Here is a 19,779-nt window from a genome sequence, read left to right as displayed (position 1 = left end):
TAATAAATAGCGTTTTTTCTTATATAGAGAAATTAATTAAAGATTTTACTTCTATGTCTTCAGGAAACAAACGTCTTCCATTCAAATCATCCAGCTCGATTATGAAATTCACATATATTTTCTTTACGCCCATCTTTTTCACTAGTTTATAAGCTGCTTCCATAGTTCCTCCTGTAGCGAGTAAGTCGTCGTGAATAAGAACTATATCTTCCGGAGAAAGGGCGTCTTTGTGTATTTGTATTTTATCTACTCCGTACTCTTTCTGATATTCTTCTTCGTATACTTCTGCCGGGAGCTTTCCCGGTTTTCTTATAGGTATAAATCCGGCATCTAATTTTAACGCCATAATTGGGCCCATTATAAAACCCCGAGATTCTATGCCTACTACTTTTGTAATGCCTTTGTCTTTGTACTCTTCATAGAGAACATCTGTTAACATGGATAATGATTCTTTCGTTTTAAACAATGGAGTGACATCTTTGAATTGTATTCCTTTTATAGGAAAATCAGGGATGTTTCTCACTGTTTTTTTTAATTCTTCGATTTTTTGTTCTTTGTTTTTTTTGTTCATTTTTGTTTTTTTTCTTTCAATGTTTCACGTGGAACACACGTGTTTTTTGTATTTATTTTTTCTTGTTCCACGTGGAACAGGGTGTTTATCGACCTAACAAAACTAATAAAATAGATATATCATTCGGCGATATTCCTGGGATTCTACTCGCTTGTGCGATGGTTTCGGGGTTTATTTTAGTTAGTTTTTGGCGAGCTTCGGTCGATAAAGATAGTATATTTTCATAGTTGAATTTGTCTTTTATTTTTATGTTTTCTAATCTTGTTATCTTGTCTGCTATTATTTGTTCTCTTTTTATGTAACCGTCATATTTAATCATAATCTCGGAAGCTTCTATTATTTCCTCTTTTCTGTTAGGTATTTTATTTATTTCTTCCTTTAATGCCGGTATATATTCAGCTATACTATTTATTGTTATTTGTGGACGGCTGATCACATCTTTTAACTTCAATCCCTGTTTTAAAGGTGCTGTTCCTAGTTTTACCAGGCCTTCGTTTATGTATTCAGGCTTGAGGGAATAGGTTGATGTGAAAGATATAATCCTATCCACTTCCTCTTTCTTTTCGTTCAACAGGTCTATTCTTTCTTGTTTAGCTAAACCAATGTTATACCCTTTTTCTGTCAGGCGTACATCCGCGTCATCTTGACGGAGAAGGATGCGGTATTCAGCTCTCGATGTAAACATGCGATATGGTTCGTCCACACCTTTTGTTACTAAGTCGTCTATCAATACTCCTATGTAAGCTTCGTCTCTCTTTAAGATAAATTCGTTTCCGCCATGTGTTTTAATGTGGGCGTTTATTCCGGCTATTAACCCTTGTCCTCCCGCTTCTTCGTATCCTGTTGTTCCGTTTATTTGTCCGGCAAAGTATAGATTGTCAATTAGCTTCGTTTCCAACGTATGTTTCAATTGTGTCGGATCGAAGAAATCATACTCGATGGCATATCCGGGACGGTACAAATGTATATTGCGAAATGCCGGAATTTTTTGCAATGCTTCAACTTGTATGTGGAGTGGGAGAGAAGAGGAAAAACCATTCAGGTAATATTCTTGTGTATTTTCTCCCTCTGGTTCTAAGAATAACTGATGGGCTGTTTTGTCTGCAAATGTTACAATCTTGGTCTCTATACTTGGGCAATATCGTGGCCCTATACTTTTTATTTGCCCATTATATAACGGAGAATCGTCCAATCCATCGCGCAATGTAGTATGCGTTTCATCATTGGTGTAAGTTATCCAACAGCTTAATTGTTTTAGTTTTTGTGGCTCGAAATCCAGGTATGAAAACTTATGGAAATCATTATCTCCTTTTTGTTCTTCCATTAGGCTGAAGTCAACGCTTCGTCCATCTATTCGCGCCGGGGTTCCCGTCTTCATCCGGTCGGTGGCAAATCCTGCTTCTTTCAATTGTTCGGTTATTCCAAAAGATGCAGGTTCAGATACCCGTCCTCCTTCTATTTTGGTTTTGCCGATATGCATCAGGCCATTCAGGAAAGTACCGTTTGTAAGAATAACTGACTTTGCAAAGAATCTGACACCCATTGCTGTTTTTACTCCTGCTACAGTTTTATTCTCGATGACTAGGGATGTAACCGTGTCTTGCCAAAGAAAAAGATTGTCCGTACTATCTATGATTTCTCTCCATTTATTAATAAACTGCACACGGTCGCTTTGTGCTCTTGGGCTCCACATTGCCGGGCCTTTCGACTTGTTGAGCATCCTGAATTGAATAGCGGTCATATCAGTTACTATTCCCATCTGCCCGCCTAATGCATCTATTTCGCGCACGATTTGCCCTTTTGCAATTCCTCCTACTGCAGGATTGCAACTCATCTGGGCTATTTTGTTCATGTCCATTGTTATCAGTAGGGTCTTTGAACCCATATTAGCAGCGGCGGCGGCAGCTTCACAACCGGCATGACCTGCCCCGACAACAATCACGTCATATTTGAAATTCATAAGTGTGAATAATATTTTGGAGCAAAGTTAGTATATTATTATATTAATAATGCGCATCGGTAGTTGATCTCATATTTTTTAATAAAGTTTTATTAATAATGCCAATCAGCAGTTACAGTTATTCCTGTAATGTAAAAACGTTCAATTATTTTCATTCTTTTCTTCTGCGCGCAATCACAGATTGCTTATATTCTCAACATATGCTCATCACTGCCGCGCCCTGCCGGGCTTGCCCTTACTTTTGGCATTGCCCAAAAGTAAGCAAAAAGCTAGCGCTTCGTCCCTCGGCGACCCACAAGCGGTTTGCCGGCTGAAAGGGACGAACGGGCTATCGCCCCGTCCCTTTCTACGCCGCCTGCTCCGTGTGGGTTACCCCGTCTGCGGAACGAATGCGCGGGAGGCTGACGCACGACAAGCGGCTGCCTTGTCGTGCGTCAGCCGCGCCGTTAGCTTCAAGTACGGGGCACCCATAGGACGAAGAAGGCGTTAAAAACAAAAACGTGTTTGAGCTTATCTAATGATTCGTATACTACAAAACCCGTAGCGAGTTTTTTTGTTTAGCCTTTAAGTCCGTTATGGGTCGGACGTTGAAGCGGGGCGCAAAAGCGTTTTTGGTTCCTTTTGCGGCTTTGGGCAAAAGGAACGCAAGCAATCTGTGATTGCGCGCAGAAGAAAAGGATGAAAATAACCGAACAATTAATTACATACACTTCGTTCCTGTGATTATTAATTCAACTACTGATTCGCATTAATAATAGTTTCGTCTTTGCGAGCGAAACTCAGTGTAGCGAAGCAATCCGGAAAACTAAATGCTTTAATAAATACTGTTAATGGATTGCTTCACCTTGCAGGTTCGCAATGACGGAGTAAAAAATAAATAATATTCAACTGCTGATTTGCATTAATTAATAACTTTTACTGTCTAGTTAAAGATTAAAGTTATTGGTAAGTGAATTAAATTTTATTGGCATTTTCTATTGCTTTTTTTACCTTCCCGGCATCTGTTTGCAATATAGAGTATTCTTCTTCGTTGTTGAAAAAAGGAGACCGGTATTTCATGTTTCCTTTATATTTGCTTCGGAACGATCCGTGGAACTCTTTTAGTCCCGTAGCTTTTACCAGTTCATAAATATTATTCTCGGTGATACCGCCACCCGGCATTATTGAAATACGTCCATTGGCTTGCTTAATCAAATTTTTTATAACGGTAGCTCCTTCTGGAGCAGTTTGCATGCCTCCCGATGTAAGTATGCGATCACATCCTGATTCTATAATATCTTCAAGTGCTTGAAATAGATCGTTTGCCCTGTCGAAAGCCCGGTGGAAAGTGATACTCATTCCGTATTGACGGGCTATATCAACAAGTTCTGAATTTCTTTTTTTATCGATGGAACCGTCACTTTTCAATATGCCGAATACAACTCCATCACATTTTGCTTTTCCACAATGATGAACGTCTTGTTTCATTGTTTCAAACTCTATATTGCTGTACAGGAAGTCCCCTCCTCGTGGCCTTATTATTGTATTTAGCTGTATATCAATATTTTGCCTTGTCATTTCTACCTGAGATAATGCCGGGGTAGTACCTCCTTCCCCTAAATTATCGCACAATTCGACTCTTATAGCACCTCCTTTCTGAGCTTCTATGGCCGATTGAGGTGAATTTGCACATGCTTCAAGAGTTATTTGTTTCATTTATAGTTTATTATCGTGTAATTATCGGTCAAATAGCAGTCTTTTTCCTTTTATATCGTTCAGAATACCATTATCGAAGGCTAACTTTCCGTTCAGAAAGGTTTTTTCGATGGTGGTTGATAATGTTTCACCTTCAAGTGGAGACCATTTGCATTTATACAGGATGTTGCTTTGGTTGATCGTGTATGGTTTGTTCGGATTTACCAATACCAGATCAGCGAAATAATCTTTTCGTATATAGCCGCGCTTATGTATTTTGAACATGGTGGCCGGAGCATGGCACATTTTATTAACTACTTGCTCTTTTGTTATTTTACCATTTTTAGCCAGTTCCAACATCATTTGCAGTGAGTGTTGAACGAGTGGCCCTCCTGACGCGGCTTTCAGCGCTCCCCCTTGTTTTTCATCCAATAGATGCGGAGCATGATCTGTAGCTATTACGTCCAATTTGTCTTTTAGTAGTCCCAGCATCAACGCATCTCTGTCCTGACTCGTTTTCACCGAGGGATTCCATTTAATGCGAGTTCCGTATTTAGAATAATCCTCGTCCGAAAACCAAAGGTGATGTACGCAAACTTCACCTGTTATTTTCTTTTCCGAGAGAGGCTTTATATCGAATAAGCTAATTTCTTTCTCGGTGGAAAGGTGCAGAATATGCAATCTGGTTTGGTATTTGTCCGCTAGTTCTACGGCTTCAGCAGAAGACCTGTAACAAGCTTCCGCGCTTCTTATGAGCGGATGATATTGAATAGGCACGTCCTCTCCAAATTCGGCCTTATATTTAGCTATATTTTCCCGTATAATCTCCTCTTTTTCGCAGTGGGTTGCAATCAGCATACCCACTTCGGCAAAAATTGCCTGCAATACCTTTTTATCGTCTACCAGCATATTACCGGTAGATGAGCCCATAAATACCTTTACACCGCATACTTCTTTCGAATTTACCTTCTTTAGTTCGGCAATATTGTCGTTGGTCGCTCCCATGTAAAAAGAGTAATTGGCATAAGCTTTTTCTGCTCCTAGTTCGAATTTTTGTTCCAGCAGATCTATTGTAGTTGTTTGAGGCTTCGTATTGGGCATTTCCATGAACGAAGTTACCCCTCCGGCAATTGCGGCACGGCTTTCGCTCGAAATATCTCCTTTGTGGGTAAGTCCCGGTTCACGGAAGTGCACCTGGTCATCTATCACTCCGGGTAGCAACCACATGCCTTTTGCGTCTATTACAGTTGATCTGTTTAGGATTTCAGATGGAACTTCGCCCTGATATATTTCGGAAATACAATCATTTTTTATCAGAACCGATCCGACAAAGGATATTCCCTCATTAATAATTGTTGCCTTATGGATAAGTATCATAATCAGTTGTTTTGTACAAAGGTAAGAAAAAGAGTTTGTTGTCGTATCAAATATATGATAATGAACATTTGTATATCATGTAATTTATCACGACATTTGCATTTATAAAGAATGATTCTATATAAGAAATATCATTAAAAAATGTCGAATACGAAAAAAGTATTGGCGGTAGCTGAAACATCGTACATCATTCGTAAGGGTCTGGTTTATGTTCTCTCGCAGTTGTCTAGTGTAGGGAAGGTTGTAGAACTGAGGGAGATGGAAAATATTAGTTATCAGATTGATATACTTCAGCCGGACGCAGTCCTTATCAATCCTATGTTGTTGGGGCATACCCGGCAGGATATAAGGCAGCAGCTGAATTTGGGAAAGCAAACAGCGATAATTGCCTTGGTTTACAATCTGATTGACGAGCAATTTTACCGTTCGTATGATGCTATTATCAGAATCAATGATTCTGAGTCTAAGATAGAAAATACTTTGCTTAACTGCCTGAACAAGGATCAGGACTCGTCGGGCGATCAGGAAGAATTGAGTGACCGCGAAAAGGAGATCCTTATTAGTGTTGTAAAAGGGATGAGTAATAAAGAGATTGCCGAATATCACAATATCTCTATCCATACGGCAATAACGCATCGCAGAAATATAACACGAAAACTGAAAGTTCACAGCATATCGGGACTGACTATATACGCAATTATCAATAAATTGGTGGATATATCGGAAATCAAATACCAGGATGAATAAATCTTAACGTTTACTTATCATGCCAAGCGTAACTATTATATATAAGAAATCGATGAAAATGTCGGACTTGATCGATGCCGACTACCGTTTGCTCTTGCTTCTTAACCGATTGAATATTTCTTTAGGTTTTGGAGAGAAAAGTATTGATACTGTTTGTAAGGAAAGTGGATTCGATACTGATTGTTTCCTGTTCCTTGCCAATTATCAATCGAATAAATGTGTTACTAATATAGACGAGGTCTTTGCTACACTGCCCTTAACTCCGTTTTTGCAGTATCTGCGAAGTTCCCATAGTTATTTTCTGGAAAAAAGGCTGCCCAATATCCGGCGCAAGCTGGAAATGGTTTTTGCGTCCTCTGAAGAGGGCCTCAGGGATATGGTACTTAAATTCTTCGATAATTATACTCACGAAGTATCGGATCATATGAAATACGAGGACGAGGTTGTATTTCCGTATATCTATTCTCTGATGGATGCTGTCGCCGATAAAAAATACTCCATTAATATATTTGAAGAAAGGCATAACGATATTGAGGGTAAAATGAACGACCTGAAGCAGATATTGCTTAAATATGTGCCGGGAACGACAGACCAAATGCTGATGGTGAATATTCTGACAGAACTATATATGTCGGAGGAGGAACTGGAAGCCCATACTTTTATTGAAGACAGCCTGGTAATCCCACGTGTCAGAGAAATAGAAGAAAGGGTAAAGAAAAATCCGGACTGACAGATTATTCGTTAAAAAGGGACAAATCGGGGTTATCTGCTTTTTAATTCATCTTCCAACCGTATCATTTGATCGCGGTATTGGGCAGCTTCCAAAAACTCGAGCTTTTTAGCGGCGGCAGCCATTTGTTTTTTAGCTTTCCCGATTGCTTTTTTCAAATCTTCTTTATTCATATACTCTATTTTATCTTCGGAAGCGATGGCTAAAGTTGTTTCCTGAGTATAAGCCTTCGTTTGGATAGGGGCTTCTTTACGTTGGCTGAATACTGATGTAAGAGCTTTCTGTATTTGCTGTGGTGTTATCCCATGTTTCTCGTTATAAGCCATTTGGATTTCCCGGCGGCGATTTGTTTCATTAATTGTCTTTTCCATACTTTCAGTAATTTTATCAGCATAGAAAATCACTCTTCCGTTAACATTCCGGGCTGCACGGCCTACTGTTTGTGTCAGGGAACGATGCGACCTTAAGAATCCCTCCTTATCGGCATCGAGAATGGCAACCAGTGAAACTTCCGGTAAGTCGAGCCCTTCCCGGAGTAGGTTTACACCGACTAATACGTCGAATTCACCGGTTCGCAGGTCGTCCATGATCTGCACACGGTCTAAAGTATCTACATCGGAGTGTATATAGCTGCAACTTATCCCATTGTTCGAAAGGTAGGCTGTAAGTTCTTCTGCCATCCGTTTGGTAAGAGTCGTTACAAGGGTACGTTCGTTCTTTTCGACACGCATTTGTATTTCCTCCATCAAATCGTCTATCTGATTCAGGCTTGGACGTACATCGATAGGAGGGTCCAGCAGCCCTGTCGGACGAACCAATTGCTCTACAACAACACCTTCCGATTTAATAAGCTCATAATCGGCCGGAGTTGCACTTACATAAATCGTTTGAGGGACTAAAGATTCGAATTCTTCGAACTTCAACGGGCGGTTATCCAATGCAGCCGGTAACCGGAATCCATATTCCACCAGATTTTCTTTGCGGGAATGGTCTCCTCCATACATGGCACGTATCTGCGGAATAGTTACATGGCTCTCGTCTATTACCAATAAGAAATCATCGGGGAAGAAATCGAGTAGACAGAAAGGGCGGGTACCCGGCTTACGATTGTCGAAATAACGTGAATAATTTTCTATTCCCGAACAATAACCTATCTCACGAATCATTTCCAGATCGTAGGTTACGCGTTCATAGAGCCTTTTTGCTTCTAAGGGTTTACCTATCGACTGAAAAAAATCGACCTGGCGTCCCAAGTCTATTTCTATTTCCGCGACGGCTCTCACCATACGTTCTTTCGTGGTAACGAACAAATTAGCCGGATATATTCTAAAATCATCGTATTGATCGATTTTTACACCTGATAGAGGATCAAGACATTCAATGCTTTCTATCTCATCACCCCAGAATACAATCCGTACAATGGGGTCGCCATATGCAAGGAATACGTCTACTGTGTCACCCTTTACCCTGAAATTTCCAGCTTTGGGATCAACTTCATTGCGCGAATATAAAGCGCTTACCAAAGATCGTAGAAATACGTCACGGACGATTTTTTGTCCTACATGGATACTGATCGTAGAACTTTCGAAATCTTCGGGATTTCCCATACCGTACAGGCAGGAAACAGAACATACGACAATAACATCGCGGCGGCCTGATAAAAGAGAAGTAGTGGTTGCAAGACGTAATTTCTCTATTTCATCGTTAATCGATAAGTCTTTCTCTATGTAGGTATTTGTTGACGGAAGATAAGCTTCCGGCTGATAGTAGTCGTAATACGAAACAAAATATTCGACAGCATTATCCGGGAAAAAGGTTTTGAACTCGCTGTACAATTGAGCTGCCAGTGTTTTATTATGGCTTAGCACCAGAGTCGGTTTTTCTACATTCCGAATGACGTTTGCTACAGTAAATGTCTTGCCCGAACCTGTTACACCCAATAGTGTCTGAGAAGGCACATGCTGTAAGACACCTTCGGATATGGCTGCTATCGCAGCAGGCTGGTCTCCTGTGGGTTTATAATTTGAAATTAATTTGAAATCCATTGCTATCTTCCGGTATAGAGGTATGAAACGTAAAGATAGCCGAATTAAACGGAGGATGCAAATAGATATAGGAGCCAATCAGGGCAAACCTTGAAATACAGTTGTTGTATGAGAGGGTGTGTCAAAAGTAAATTTCATTTTCTATTTACATACGCTACGCTCCTGTGACCGTTGGTTGTCATCCTGAACGGAGTGAAACATCTCGTGTTCGGAGGAATGAGATCCTTCGTTGCACTCAGGATGACAGAGAGGGTAATACTTTGATAGTATTGTTTTACTTTTGACATACCCTCACTTTCTTTATATATTGACTTTATTAATGCCAATAAGCAGTTACAGTTATTGCTGTAGTGTAAAAACGTTCGGTTATTTTCTTCTGCGCGCAATCACAGATTGCTTATATTCTCAACATATGCTCATTACTGCCGCGCCCTATCGGGCTTGTCCTTACTTTTGGCATTGCCCAAAAGTAAGCAAAAGGCTAGCGCTTCGTCCCTCGGCGACCCACAACCGGTTTGCCGGCTAAAAGGGACAAATGGGCTATCGCCCCGTCCCTTTTTACGCCGCCTGCACCGTGTGGGTGCCCCGCCTGCGGAACTTATGCGCGGGAAGCTGACGCACGACAAGCGGCTGCCTTGTCGTGCGTCAGCTGTGCCGTTAGCTTCAAGTACGGGGCACCCATAGGACGAAGAAGGCGTTAAAAACAAAAACGTGTTTGAGCTTATCAAATGATTCGTATTATACAAAACTCGGAGCGAGTTTTTTTGTTTAGCCTTTAAGTCCGTTATGGGTCGGACGTTGAAGCGGGGGCGCAAAAGCGTTTTTGGTTCCTTTTGCGGCTTTGGGCAAAAGGAACGCAAGCAATCTGTGATTGCGCGCAGATGAAAATAACCGAACAATTAATTACATACACTTCGTTCCTGTGATTATTAATTCAACTGCTGGTTAACATTATTTATAAGATATATATATATTTAAGTCATGCTTTTAGCTTGATTTTGTATCTTTGCTACCTAATCTAAAATCACTTAAAAATGAAAGGGAAAATACTAGTAACGGGAGGCGCCGGTTACATTGGTTCTCACACTGTAGTAGAGCTGCAAAATGCCGGATATTCCGTAGTTATTATCGATAACTTATCAAATTCTACAACTGACTCTATTGACGGAATCGAACGTATCACGGGTATTCGTCCGGTTTTCGAAAGATTGGACTGTAATGATTTTGGCGGACTGAAAAAATTATTTGCTGCTCATCCCGATATCAAGGGGATTATTCACTTTGCGGCAAGTAAGGCTGTAGGAGAGTCTGTTCAAAAACCTTTACTTTACTACCGGAACAACTTAAACTCTCTGATTAATCTGCTTGACTTAATGCCTGAATTCGGCGTCAAGAATATCGTGTTCTCTTCGTCATGTACTGTTTATGGCGAGCCGGATAAGAATCCGATAGATGAGAGTGCTCCGATTAAGCCGGCAGAGTCTCCATACGGAAACACAAAGCAAATTAATGAAGAAATTATACGTGATGTTGTACGTTCGGGTGCACCTGTCAAAAGTATTATTCTTCGTTACTTCAATCCTGTGGGAGCTCATCCTACAGCAGAGATCGGAGAACTGCCGAATGGTGTTCCTCAAAATCTGGTGCCTTATATCACACAGACGGCTATGGGTATCCGTCAGCAATTGAGTATATTCGGCGACGATTACAATACGCCTGACGGCTCATGTATCCGTGACTTTATCAATGTAGTAGATCTGGCAAAAGCTCATGTAATAGCCATCGATCGTATGCTTGGAGAAAAATCGCAGGACAAGGTTGAAATATTTAATCTTGGAACAGGGCGAGGAGTATCGGTACTTGAACTGATCAAAGTCTTTGAGAAAGTATCGGGGACGAAACTGAATTATAAAATTGTAGGTCGCCGCGAAGGTGATATTGAAAAGATTTGGGCCGAACCAAAACACGCTAATACAGTGTTGGGCTGGACAGCAAAAGAAAATATCGAAGATACAATGGCTTCCGCATGGAAATGGCAATTGAAGCTTCGTGAAAAAGGAATTATGTAATTCTACTATATGTATAAGAAAGAGGGTGTGTCAAAAGTATTTTTTACTATCTATTTACATACGCTACGCTCCTGTGACCGTTGGTTGTCATGTTGAACGGAGTGAAACATCTCTTTTCCTGAGGAATGAGATCCTTCGTTGCACTCAGGATGGCAAAGAGGATAACACTTTGATAGTGTAATTTTACTTTTGACACATCCCCTTTAGTTTTCAGTTAACTTTTTGGGTACCTCCAATTTTTTCACCCTTTTATCTTCTTTCTCGTAAGCTTCTACAATTCGTTGTACCAGCTTATGACGAACAATATCGGCCTTGTCGAATTCAATATGCCCTATTCCTTTTACACCTTTCAGTACGCGCAATGCGTGCTTCAGTCCCGACAGTTGCGAAGGGGGTAGATCTATTTGTGTAATATCTCCCGTAATGATCATTTTTGCATTCATCCCCAAGCGTGTCAGAAACATTTTTATCTGATGTACACTCGTATTCTGAGCTTCATCAAGTATTATGACGGCATCACTGAGAGTTCGTCCGCGCATAAAGGCAAGGGGAGCTATCTGGATAGTCTTATTCTCGATATAATCTTTCAGTTTAGCCGGAGCAATCATGTCTTCTAACGCGTCATATAAAGGCTGCAAATACGGGTCGATTTTATCTTTCATGTCTCCGGGCAAAAATCCAAGCTTTTCGCCTGCTTCTACGGCAGGGCGGCTCAGGATAATCTTTTTTATCTCCTTATTCTTTAACGCTTTCACCGCAAGAGCAATTGCTGTATAGGTTTTACCCGATCCGGCCGGGCCAATGCCGAACACCATATCGTTTTCGTAAAAACTATCTACAAATTTCTGCTGGTTGGGAGTACGTGCGAAAATAGGCTTTCCGTTGATGCCATATATGATAAGGTTATCCTGTTTCACTACATTCGGTAATTTCCCTTTCACAATATCTATAATATCTTCCGATGTAAGTTTATTGCGGTCGGCAGAGAATTGTTCGAGCTCTCTTATCTTTTCCTCGAACAGAGGTATATCCTCGGCATTACCGATAGCTTTAATGGCATTGCCACGCGCTACTATTCGCACTCTTGGAAAAAGTGTTTTAAGTAATTGAATATTTGAATTGTTTATCCCGAAAAATACGACAGGGTCGATGTGTTCTAAAATAATTATTTGTTCTATCATTCAGTTGAATAATTAACTATGTACCATATGTTTTAATTATTGTCGGGTGTTTGGTAATGGTAATGGCGTGTAAAGATAATCGATATATTCTTTGTTCTGCATAAAATAGAGCGAATTAATTATAGATCTTTTAATTTAACTTTTGGGGCGAAAATTAAAAAAAGGGTTATATTTGCAGCCGGATTAACCAAATTTTTAACAACAAAATAATGATTATTTTTATGAAGACGATTTTCAAAACATGTTTAGTCGCTATTGCACTATTAATCGGTATTAACACTTACGCTCAAGACAAACCCCTTACATTTGGAGTAAAAGCCGGAGTAAATCTTTCAAACTTTAGTGGAGATCTAGGAGGTGATGCGAAAATAGGTTTTAATGTAGGAGTCACTCTTGATTACGGATTATCCCCTGATCTGTATTTATTAACAGGTTTGGATTATTCATTACAAGGAACAAAGGAAGGTGATTCAAAAATTAATTTATCATATCTGAAGTTACCTATACATTTAGGTTATAAGTTATTAGTTGCTGATAATACTAAAATAGTATTTCGCGCAGGGCCATATGTTGGGTTTGCTGTTGATGGAAAATATAAGGGAGGAGCTGTAAGTGTTGATGCATTCAATAAAGATTTAGAGGATGTGTTAGGCTTTAAATATAATAGATTTGATTTTGGTTTAGGTTTTGGGGTCGGAGCTGAGTTTAACAAGATTTGTGTTGGCTTAGGGTATGATTTAGGTCTTATGAATATTGTTGATGTGACTAATAAGACTTTAGTTCAACAGCTGACTGGAATATCGGATCCTAACGGCAAGAATATGAACGCTTACCTAACATTAGGATATAAATTTTAATAATAGAACATTAGACATAAAAGAAGCCCGGTTGTATAGCCGGGCTTTATTTTTTAGCTTAATAGATATTCTTTAAACCCGTCAAAATCTTTTCCTAAAAAAATACTTTGTTTCTCTCCCTTCATAAATTCTTGTAATTTCTCAGGTACAGGCACTTTTTCATTTACTATACCTTCCACTACTTCGAGAAACTTAGCCGGATGAGCCGTTTCTAAAAATATGCCTGTTTCGTCGGATTGTAGTCTATCTTTTAATGCCTGATAACCGCATGCTCCGTGAGGATCGAGCAAATAACCTGTTTCGGTATAAGTCTTTTTTACAGTTTCTTTAATACTTTCATCCTTATACCATTCTCCCGAAATATCTTTTTTTATCTTGCTCAACGACTTGTTGTATAGATCCAGTATTCGTACAAAATTACTGGGATCACCCACATCCATGGCATTAGCTATCGTTTGCACCGAAGGGCGAGGGTTATATTCTCCCGTTTGCAGATATTCATAGAAAATATCGTTGCTGTTGTTTGCCGCAATAAAACGCCTGATAGGTAAGCCCATGCGTTTTGCGATCAGTCCGGCAGTTATATTTCCAAAGTTACCGCTAGGTACAGAAAATACTACATTATTTGCTCTTCCTTGCTTTGCCAATTGGGCGTATGCATAAAAATAATAGAAAGCCTGGGGGAGGAAACGCGCAACATTAATAGAATTGGCCGATGTCAGATTCAGTTTAGAATTGAGTTCTTTGTCAAGGAAAGCGGCCTTTACCAAAGCTTGGCAATCGTCGAAAGTTCCGTCTACTTCTATTGCTGTAATATTCTGTCCCAGCGTTGTAAACTGGGATTCCTGTATCCGGCTGACTTTCCCTTTCGGATAGAGGACATAAACATGTATCCCGTCTACCCCCAGAAATCCGTTTGCTACGGCACTTCCCGTATCTCCTGAGGTGGCAACTAAAACTTTCACATCTTTTTGTCCTTGCTTCCGGATGAAATATCCGAGTAACCGTGCCATAAAGCGTGCGCCTACATCCTTGAAAGCTAAAGTAGGCCCGTGAAACAGTTCCAGGCTATATATATTATCCGTTACATGAACAACAGGGGTGTCGAAATTCAGGGTGTCATATACTATTTCTTTCAATGTATCCTTTTCTATATCGTCTCCGAAAAAAGCATGAGCAATGGTATAGGCAATTTCCTGAAAAGACAGGCTTCCTATGTTTTCGCAGAAAGAGGCGGGCAAAAGCTTTATTGTTTCGGGCATAAAAAGCCCTTTATCCGGCGCTAATCCCTTAACAACAGCTTCTTGCAAAGTAACATAGGGTGCTTGTCCGTTTGTACTGTAATATTTCATATGATAATAATTTTGATTTTAAAGGATGTATGGAAACTCGCATGGACAAAATTATCATAAGCTTTGGTGAATTTCTATTCATGCTCGTTTTCATATCAATTTGAATTAATCGAGAAGGCGAAAGTAACAATTTGAAACAAAATAGGCAATTAATGACTACACTATTTGTCGGGAATAGTGGATCCGACACTAAAAATCTATTTATTATATCTTCTTTGATCTCATTTGAACAGTTATACTAAAAAGGGGAAATTTTCAGCCTTAATTATTTGTCTGTCAAAAAATAAGTCTTATCTTTGCACCTCATTTTGAACAATTATAAATAATTACTTATGTATTTAGATTCAGCTAAAAAGCAAGAACTCTTCGCTAAATACGGAAAGTCTAACACTGATACTGGCTCACCTGAGGCTCAGATAGCATTGTTTTCGTACCGTATTTCGCATTTAACTGAACACTTGAAGTTAAATAAGAAGGACTATAACACAGAAAGATCATTGAAACGTCTGGTAGGTAAACGTCGTCGTTTACTGGATTATCTAACTGCAAACGATATCGAAAGATACCGTGCGATAATCAAAGAACTAGGAATCAGAAAGTAATCTTCTGCAAGAAATTGAAAAGCGATTGTATATATACAGTCGCTTTTTTTTATTTTATATCTACTACATCTATTTTTTCTTATTAACTTTCACTTTGTGTAACACTCCTTTTTTTTACACGTACTAATATATGAAAAGAGACATAGTACATGACAAAAAATATTGCAAAATCTTATATTGCCCTTACAGGGCGCGGTTTCAGGGGATTTCGTTTTCCCACCCAAGGCGTTGCCATTGGGCTATATTATGTAGCCCCTTCAGGGCATCAAGGAAAGAAACAGGCTGAAAGCCTGATATATCCCAGCCCGGGGTAACTCCCCGGTGAGATGACAACCGAAGGAACTGCGCCCTGTAAGGGCAACATAATAAGCCTTTTAAATGTATATAAAATATTTTTTGTCATGTACTATGGAAAAGAGATAACAAATAACGAATGACCGGTATCGAGCCTGAAATAATAGACCAATGTAAAGAAGGGAAACATATGGCGCAAATGCACCTGTATGGCACTTGTGCTACAGGGTATTGTATGATTCTCTTGAGGCCGAGGATGCTATGTATGAGAGGGTGTGTCAAAAGTAAATTTCATTTTCTATTTACATACGCTACGCTCCTGTGACCGTTGGTTGTCATCCTGAACGGAGTGAAGGGTCTTTTTTTGAAGGTCAAGATTCTTCGTTACACTCAGAATGACAAAAGAAAGTAATATTTTGATAGTGTAATTTTACTTTTGACACACACCCTCAGAGTTTGCCTAAATTTTTTGTTGTAAAATAAAATTTAGGATGTATATTTGTCTTAGCTAATTTATCAAGGGAATGAAAAAATCATTTGTTATTACTGTATGCTGTTTCATTGTTTCGTTTGTTCTTAGTAGTTGTTCGGATTCGAATACTGAAAAAATAATGGATGTGATAATTCCGTCCGGAACGGTTATGCGTCCGGTTGTCCCGAGTTCTGTTAATATTGAACATATTGTTTTGAAAGATCAGGATGGAAGCATAATTGATTATTTACATCCGGAATCCATAGAAGGCTTTGAGTATACAAAAGGTTTTGAGTATGTATTAAGGCTCAAGCGGACAACGATTGATAATCCGCCGGCAGATGGAAGTCGCTATTCTTATTCTCTTATCAAGATTCTATCGCAAAAGAATATGAGCGATTCACTTTAATATATTAATTAATTAAAAATATGAGTAGATTGAAGCAATTACTAGCTATTATTCCTGAACCATTAAGAGACTGTTAATATAAAAAGCCGTTAAAGGATTGGGAAAAGAATGGCCGCCCCCTTCCAACTCCACATATTGTGAAGCAGTTAGCAATAAAATCATATCAAAAAAAGTATAATGTCGATATATTGATCGAAACAGGCACTCATTTAGGCGATATGGTTTATGCCCAGAAAAAATTATTTAAAAAGATTTATACAATTGAGTTAAGCAAAGAACTGTTTAAGCAATGTCAGAAAAGACTAAACAAATATAAGCATATAGAAGTAATTCAAGGAGATAGTGGCGTTGTCTTAGAATCGCTGGTTAAGGAGTTGAATCAAAAAGCTTTATTCTGGCTGGATGGCCATTACTCTGGTGGCGTTACAGCCAAAGGTGATAAAGAAAGTCCCGTAATACAGGAATTAAAAACAATTTTGCAATCAAATATTGAACATATAATTTTAATAGATGATGCCCGAAACTTTAATGGAACAAATGATTATCCGACTGTTGAGCAATTAAAGACTATGATTTCGGACAAGGGGTATACCAATTCTACAATTAGAATTGAAGATGATATTATAAGAGTGGAACTGAAATCATAATTGATCTTAATGTTTTTAAAGCGGCAGTGTAGGCTAGGCCGCATCAAAAATAAACTTTTTCGTCAAAAACGGTTAGGGATTGATCCTCTAATCGTTTTTGTTTTATTACATAATAGGTGATTTCGTGCCCTGAGGAACCAACTTTTTAATTCGGGGAAGCTTTTCATATGATGGTATTTTTATAAATTTGTATTTATAAACCGAATATCACATAGCGTAGACATGAAAAAGATACTCCTTTTCTTATATCAATTATTTATATTCGCTCCTGTCTTTATTTTAGCCACTATTATTACTGCTGTTACTGTGATGATAGGCTGTTTGTTGGGAAATCGCAAATTTTGGGGATACTACCCTCCTCTTTATTGGTCAAAGCTGGCCTGCCGGTTAGCTTTATGCCGGATAAAAGTAATACGGAAGGGCGCTCTCGATCCTGATAAATCATATGTTTTCATCCCCAATCATCAGGGAGCTTTCGATATATTTCTAATCTATGGTTATTTGAACCAGAATATTAAATGGGTACAAAAACAAGAATTGCGTAAAATTCCTTTTGTGGGTAAGGCTTCCGAAATAGCAGGGCATGTATTTGTCGATCAGAAAAACCTGAAATCGATGAAAGATACGATAGCCAAGACTGAAGCGCAGTTGGATAAAGGCTCTTCAATGGTTATATTTCCCGAAGGAGCCAGAACATATAGCGGAAAAATGGGGCGATTTAAGAGGGGCGCTTTTGTAATAGCTAAGGAAATGAATCTGGAGATCGTTCCTCTTACCGTAAACGGCCCGTTCGACCTGATGAAAATAAATACATACCTCATCAATCCCTGTAAATTAGAACTCATTGTACACGAACCTATATCAACAGCCGACCTGACAGAAGACAATATGCCGGAATTTATAGACCGTTGCCGTGAGATAGTGTACTCAGGCTTATGGGAGAAGTATAAGTAAAGTTACTTATTGTGATTTCGCTTCTTCTTATCCTGTGATCTGTTTCAGATGTTGTTTAAATCAGATATTATCTGTTTCCAATAGGAATCTTTAAAAGGCGCTCCATGTCCACCTTTCTCAATTTTAATCAGTTCTTTTTGCAATGAAGGGCAAGCATCGAATAATCCTTTACCCATTTTAAATGGAAGGGCCTTATCGTCAATAGCATGAGAAACTATCAAACGGCCATGATACGAACTGATTTTTTCAGTATTGGATAGTTTTAGTAAATAATCTTCCGCTGTTATTTTAATAAGAGGTTTTGCGACAGATTTAAGGCCTTTCATTTGTTGAGTTTTTATATAGCTAAGCATTTCATCCGCATTAGAGAGGGGAGCCAGTAAGATTAAATTATCGATCGCATTGTCTACCGCTAAGTATGTTGCCGAAATACTCCCAAGAGAATATCCGATAACAAAATCGATGTTCTCGTTTGTGCTTTCGATGAACTTTAAAAAAGAATTATTGTCTTCAAAAACAGTTTTAAAAGAAGGGGTTCCCTCGCTTTTACCATATCCCCGATAATTCAATACATAAATTTTTGATTTGGTTTCGATAGCCAGCTTTTCCAGTTCTTTGTAAGTGCTCAAAACATTGGAGCCATTGCCGATAAAAAACAGTCCTGATTTAGAATATATTTTTGGCTGAAATTCGAAATACTCAAGTTTGATGCTATCGTTGATTTGAATATACTTCCTGTTAACCGACACATCTTCATTTTTGTATATCTCAACATTATCTGTATTAATCAAGTTATCAACGACTCTTTTTATCGTTGATTTATCCTGATCTTCTAAATCAGACCGTTCGATATAAGAATAGAATTTCTTCGCATCATATTTGGATTCTATAAATACCCATTTTTCCTGGATTTTATAAGTTTTGCACGAGTACAATAATGTGCTCAGGAATATTAATAATATTATTCTTTTCATTTCGTTCTATGTTTTAGTATTCTGCCGGCAAAGCTTCCAACTCTACACGGGAAAAGACGGGACCATCCTTACAGACATACATTTTACCCACATTGCACCGCCCGCATTTTCCCACGCCGCATTTCATACGATTCTCGAGCGTGGTGTAGATATTTTCGGGAGTAAAGCCCAGTTTATCCAACACAGGGAATGTAAATTTAATCATCACAGGAGGCCCGCACACAATGGCAATTGTGTTTTCCGGTGAAGGATGCATTTTCTCCAATACAGAAGGAACAAAGCCTATCTCTCCTTTCCAATCCGGAGTTTCACCCCCCGGGTCTACGGTAGTAACCAGACGTACATCAGGTCTTTCTTCCCATTCTTTGAGTTCATGCTTATAAACAAGATCGGCTACCGATTTGGCTCCGTATAATATACTTATATCCTTGAAATTCTCACGTGTGTCCAGTGCATTCCATATCACACAGCGCATGGGTGGTAATGCAATCCCTCCGGCGATGAACAACAGGTTCTTACCTTTCCATTCATCCATGGGGAAAGTATTGCCGAAAGGCCCGCGGAAGCCCATTGTCTGACCTTCTTCGAGTTTAGCTAAGGCAGATGTCACCTTTCCTGTATCACGGAATGTACACTCTATGTATCCTTTGCGTGTAGGGGAGGAGGCTATACAAAACGTGCTTTCACCTTCTCCGAATGCGGAATATTCCCCGAATTGTCCGGCTTTGAAACTGAAATTCCGGGCTGCTTCTTCATCTTTGAATTTCAGACGGAAAGTTTTTACTCCGGGCGCTTCCTGCGTAATTTTTTCTATCGTTACCAGATAAGGTAAGTATATGTTATCGTTCATTATCTGAAAATTTA

Annotated in this window: 20 protein-coding genes; 11 read left to right on the top strand and 9 right to left on the bottom strand. The window is 39.2% G+C overall.

Annotated features, from left to right (window positions below):
• Positions 1-19: 19 nt before the first annotated feature.
• Entirely contained in the window at positions 20-571 is a 552-nt protein-coding gene (locus ACYPZI_RS05095; RefSeq protein WP_459599273.1) for an adenine phosphoribosyltransferase, read from the bottom strand.
• 85 nt (positions 572-656) lie between these two features.
• Positions 657-2,531, bottom strand: coding sequence for a tRNA uridine-5-carboxymethylaminomethyl(34) synthesis enzyme MnmG (gene mnmG, locus ACYPZI_RS05090; protein WP_459599271.1), 1,875 nt, complete (start codon positions 2,529-2,531; stop codon positions 657-659).
• 181 nt (positions 2,532-2,712) lie between these two features.
• On the opposite strand from mnmG, the gene ACYPZI_RS05085 reads away from it, so the two are divergent.
• On the top strand, positions 2,713-3,021 hold the full coding sequence (locus tag ACYPZI_RS05085) for a hypothetical protein (protein WP_459599269.1): 309 nt from the start codon (positions 2,713-2,715) through the stop codon (positions 3,019-3,021).
• Positions 3,022-3,485: 464 nt separating this feature from the next.
• On the opposite strand, the gene ACYPZI_RS05080 is transcribed toward ACYPZI_RS05085, so the two are convergent.
• Together ACYPZI_RS05080 and ACYPZI_RS05075 are read right to left on the bottom strand one after the other, a co-directional pair.
• Positions 3,486-4,226, bottom strand: a complete 741-nt coding sequence (locus ACYPZI_RS05080; RefSeq protein WP_459599267.1) for a copper homeostasis protein CutC — start codon at positions 4,224-4,226, stop codon at positions 3,486-3,488.
• A 21-nt stretch (positions 4,227-4,247) separates the two neighbouring features.
• Positions 4,248-5,582: a dihydroorotase gene (locus tag ACYPZI_RS05075; protein ID WP_459599265.1), complete on the bottom strand. Its 1,335-nt coding sequence runs from the start codon at positions 5,580-5,582 to the stop codon at positions 4,248-4,250.
• Between the two features lie 141 nt (positions 5,583-5,723).
• Here ACYPZI_RS05075 and ACYPZI_RS05070 point away from each other — a divergent pair, with 141 nt between their 5' ends.
• Together ACYPZI_RS05070 and ACYPZI_RS05065 are read left to right on the top strand one after the other, a co-directional pair.
• A complete protein-coding gene (locus ACYPZI_RS05070) occupies positions 5,724-6,329 on the top strand; it encodes a response regulator transcription factor (protein WP_459599263.1) in 606 nt (201 codons plus the stop codon).
• Between the two features lie 19 nt (positions 6,330-6,348).
• Positions 6,349-7,059: a hemerythrin domain-containing protein gene (locus ACYPZI_RS05065; RefSeq protein WP_459599261.1), complete on the top strand. Its 711-nt coding sequence runs from the start codon at positions 6,349-6,351 to the stop codon at positions 7,057-7,059.
• A gap of 32 nt (positions 7,060-7,091) precedes the next feature.
• Here ACYPZI_RS05065 and uvrB read toward each other — a convergent pair whose 3' ends face one another.
• Entirely contained in the window at positions 7,092-9,104 is a 2,013-nt protein-coding gene (gene uvrB, locus ACYPZI_RS05060; RefSeq protein ID WP_459599259.1) for an excinuclease ABC subunit UvrB, read from the bottom strand.
• Positions 9,105-9,497: 393 nt separating this feature from the next.
• On the opposite strand from uvrB, the gene ACYPZI_RS05055 reads away from it, so the two are divergent.
• The gene (locus ACYPZI_RS05055; RefSeq protein WP_459599257.1) at positions 9,498-9,788 is read left to right on the top strand and encodes a hypothetical protein; all 291 of its coding nucleotides are present in this window, start codon (positions 9,498-9,500) and stop codon (positions 9,786-9,788) included.
• A gap of 350 nt (positions 9,789-10,138) precedes the next feature.
• Entirely contained in the window at positions 10,139-11,173 is a 1,035-nt protein-coding gene (gene galE / locus ACYPZI_RS05050; protein WP_459599255.1) for a UDP-glucose 4-epimerase GalE, read from the top strand.
• A gap of 203 nt (positions 11,174-11,376) precedes the next feature.
• Here the strand turns inward: galE and ACYPZI_RS05045 are convergent, their stop codons facing one another.
• Complete coding sequence (locus tag ACYPZI_RS05045) at positions 11,377-12,354, bottom strand: PhoH family protein (protein WP_459599253.1); 978 nt, start codon at positions 12,352-12,354, stop codon at positions 11,377-11,379.
• Between the two features lie 221 nt (positions 12,355-12,575).
• Here ACYPZI_RS05045 and ACYPZI_RS05040 point away from each other — a divergent pair, with 221 nt between their 5' ends.
• Positions 12,576-13,211: a porin family protein gene (locus ACYPZI_RS05040; protein WP_459599251.1), complete on the top strand. Its 636-nt coding sequence runs from the start codon at positions 12,576-12,578 to the stop codon at positions 13,209-13,211.
• 53 nt (positions 13,212-13,264) lie between these two features.
• On the opposite strand, the gene thrC is transcribed toward ACYPZI_RS05040, so the two are convergent.
• Entirely contained in the window at positions 13,265-14,563 is a 1,299-nt protein-coding gene (gene thrC, locus ACYPZI_RS05035) for a threonine synthase (RefSeq protein ID WP_459599249.1), read from the bottom strand.
• Positions 14,564-14,895: 332 nt separating this feature from the next.
• On the opposite strand from thrC, the gene rpsO reads away from it, so the two are divergent.
• From rpsO to ACYPZI_RS05010, 5 genes are all read left to right on the top strand, one after another.
• Positions 14,896-15,165, top strand: coding sequence for a 30S ribosomal protein S15 (gene rpsO / locus ACYPZI_RS05030; RefSeq protein ID WP_459599247.1), 270 nt, complete (start codon positions 14,896-14,898; stop codon positions 15,163-15,165).
• A gap of 149 nt (positions 15,166-15,314) precedes the next feature.
• Positions 15,315-15,479, top strand: a complete 165-nt coding sequence (locus ACYPZI_RS05025) for a hypothetical protein (protein ID WP_459599245.1) — start codon at positions 15,315-15,317, stop codon at positions 15,477-15,479.
• Between the two features lie 504 nt (positions 15,480-15,983).
• On the top strand, positions 15,984-16,340 hold the full coding sequence (locus ACYPZI_RS05020; protein WP_459599243.1) for a DUF4377 domain-containing protein: 357 nt from the start codon (positions 15,984-15,986) through the stop codon (positions 16,338-16,340).
• Between the two features lie 137 nt (positions 16,341-16,477).
• Complete coding sequence (locus ACYPZI_RS05015; RefSeq protein ID WP_459599241.1) at positions 16,478-16,987, top strand: class I SAM-dependent methyltransferase; 510 nt, start codon at positions 16,478-16,480, stop codon at positions 16,985-16,987.
• 222 nt (positions 16,988-17,209) lie between these two features.
• Positions 17,210-17,941, top strand: a complete 732-nt coding sequence (locus ACYPZI_RS05010; protein ID WP_459599239.1) for a lysophospholipid acyltransferase family protein — start codon at positions 17,210-17,212, stop codon at positions 17,939-17,941.
• 44 nt (positions 17,942-17,985) lie between these two features.
• On the opposite strand, the gene ACYPZI_RS05005 is transcribed toward ACYPZI_RS05010, so the two are convergent.
• Positions 17,986-18,915, bottom strand: a complete 930-nt coding sequence (locus tag ACYPZI_RS05005) for an alpha/beta hydrolase (RefSeq protein ID WP_459599237.1) — start codon at positions 18,913-18,915, stop codon at positions 17,986-17,988.
• A 13-nt stretch (positions 18,916-18,928) separates the two neighbouring features.
• Entirely contained in the window at positions 18,929-19,765 is an 837-nt protein-coding gene (locus ACYPZI_RS05000; protein WP_459599235.1) for an FAD/NAD(P)-binding protein, read from the bottom strand.
• Positions 19,766-19,779 lie beyond the last annotated feature (14 nt).

The sequence above is a fragment of the Dysgonomonas reticulitermitis genome (genome assembly GCF_054601275.1).
Note: the sequence above shows the minus strand (reverse complement) of the source record. Positions and strands in the feature narration are given on the sequence as shown.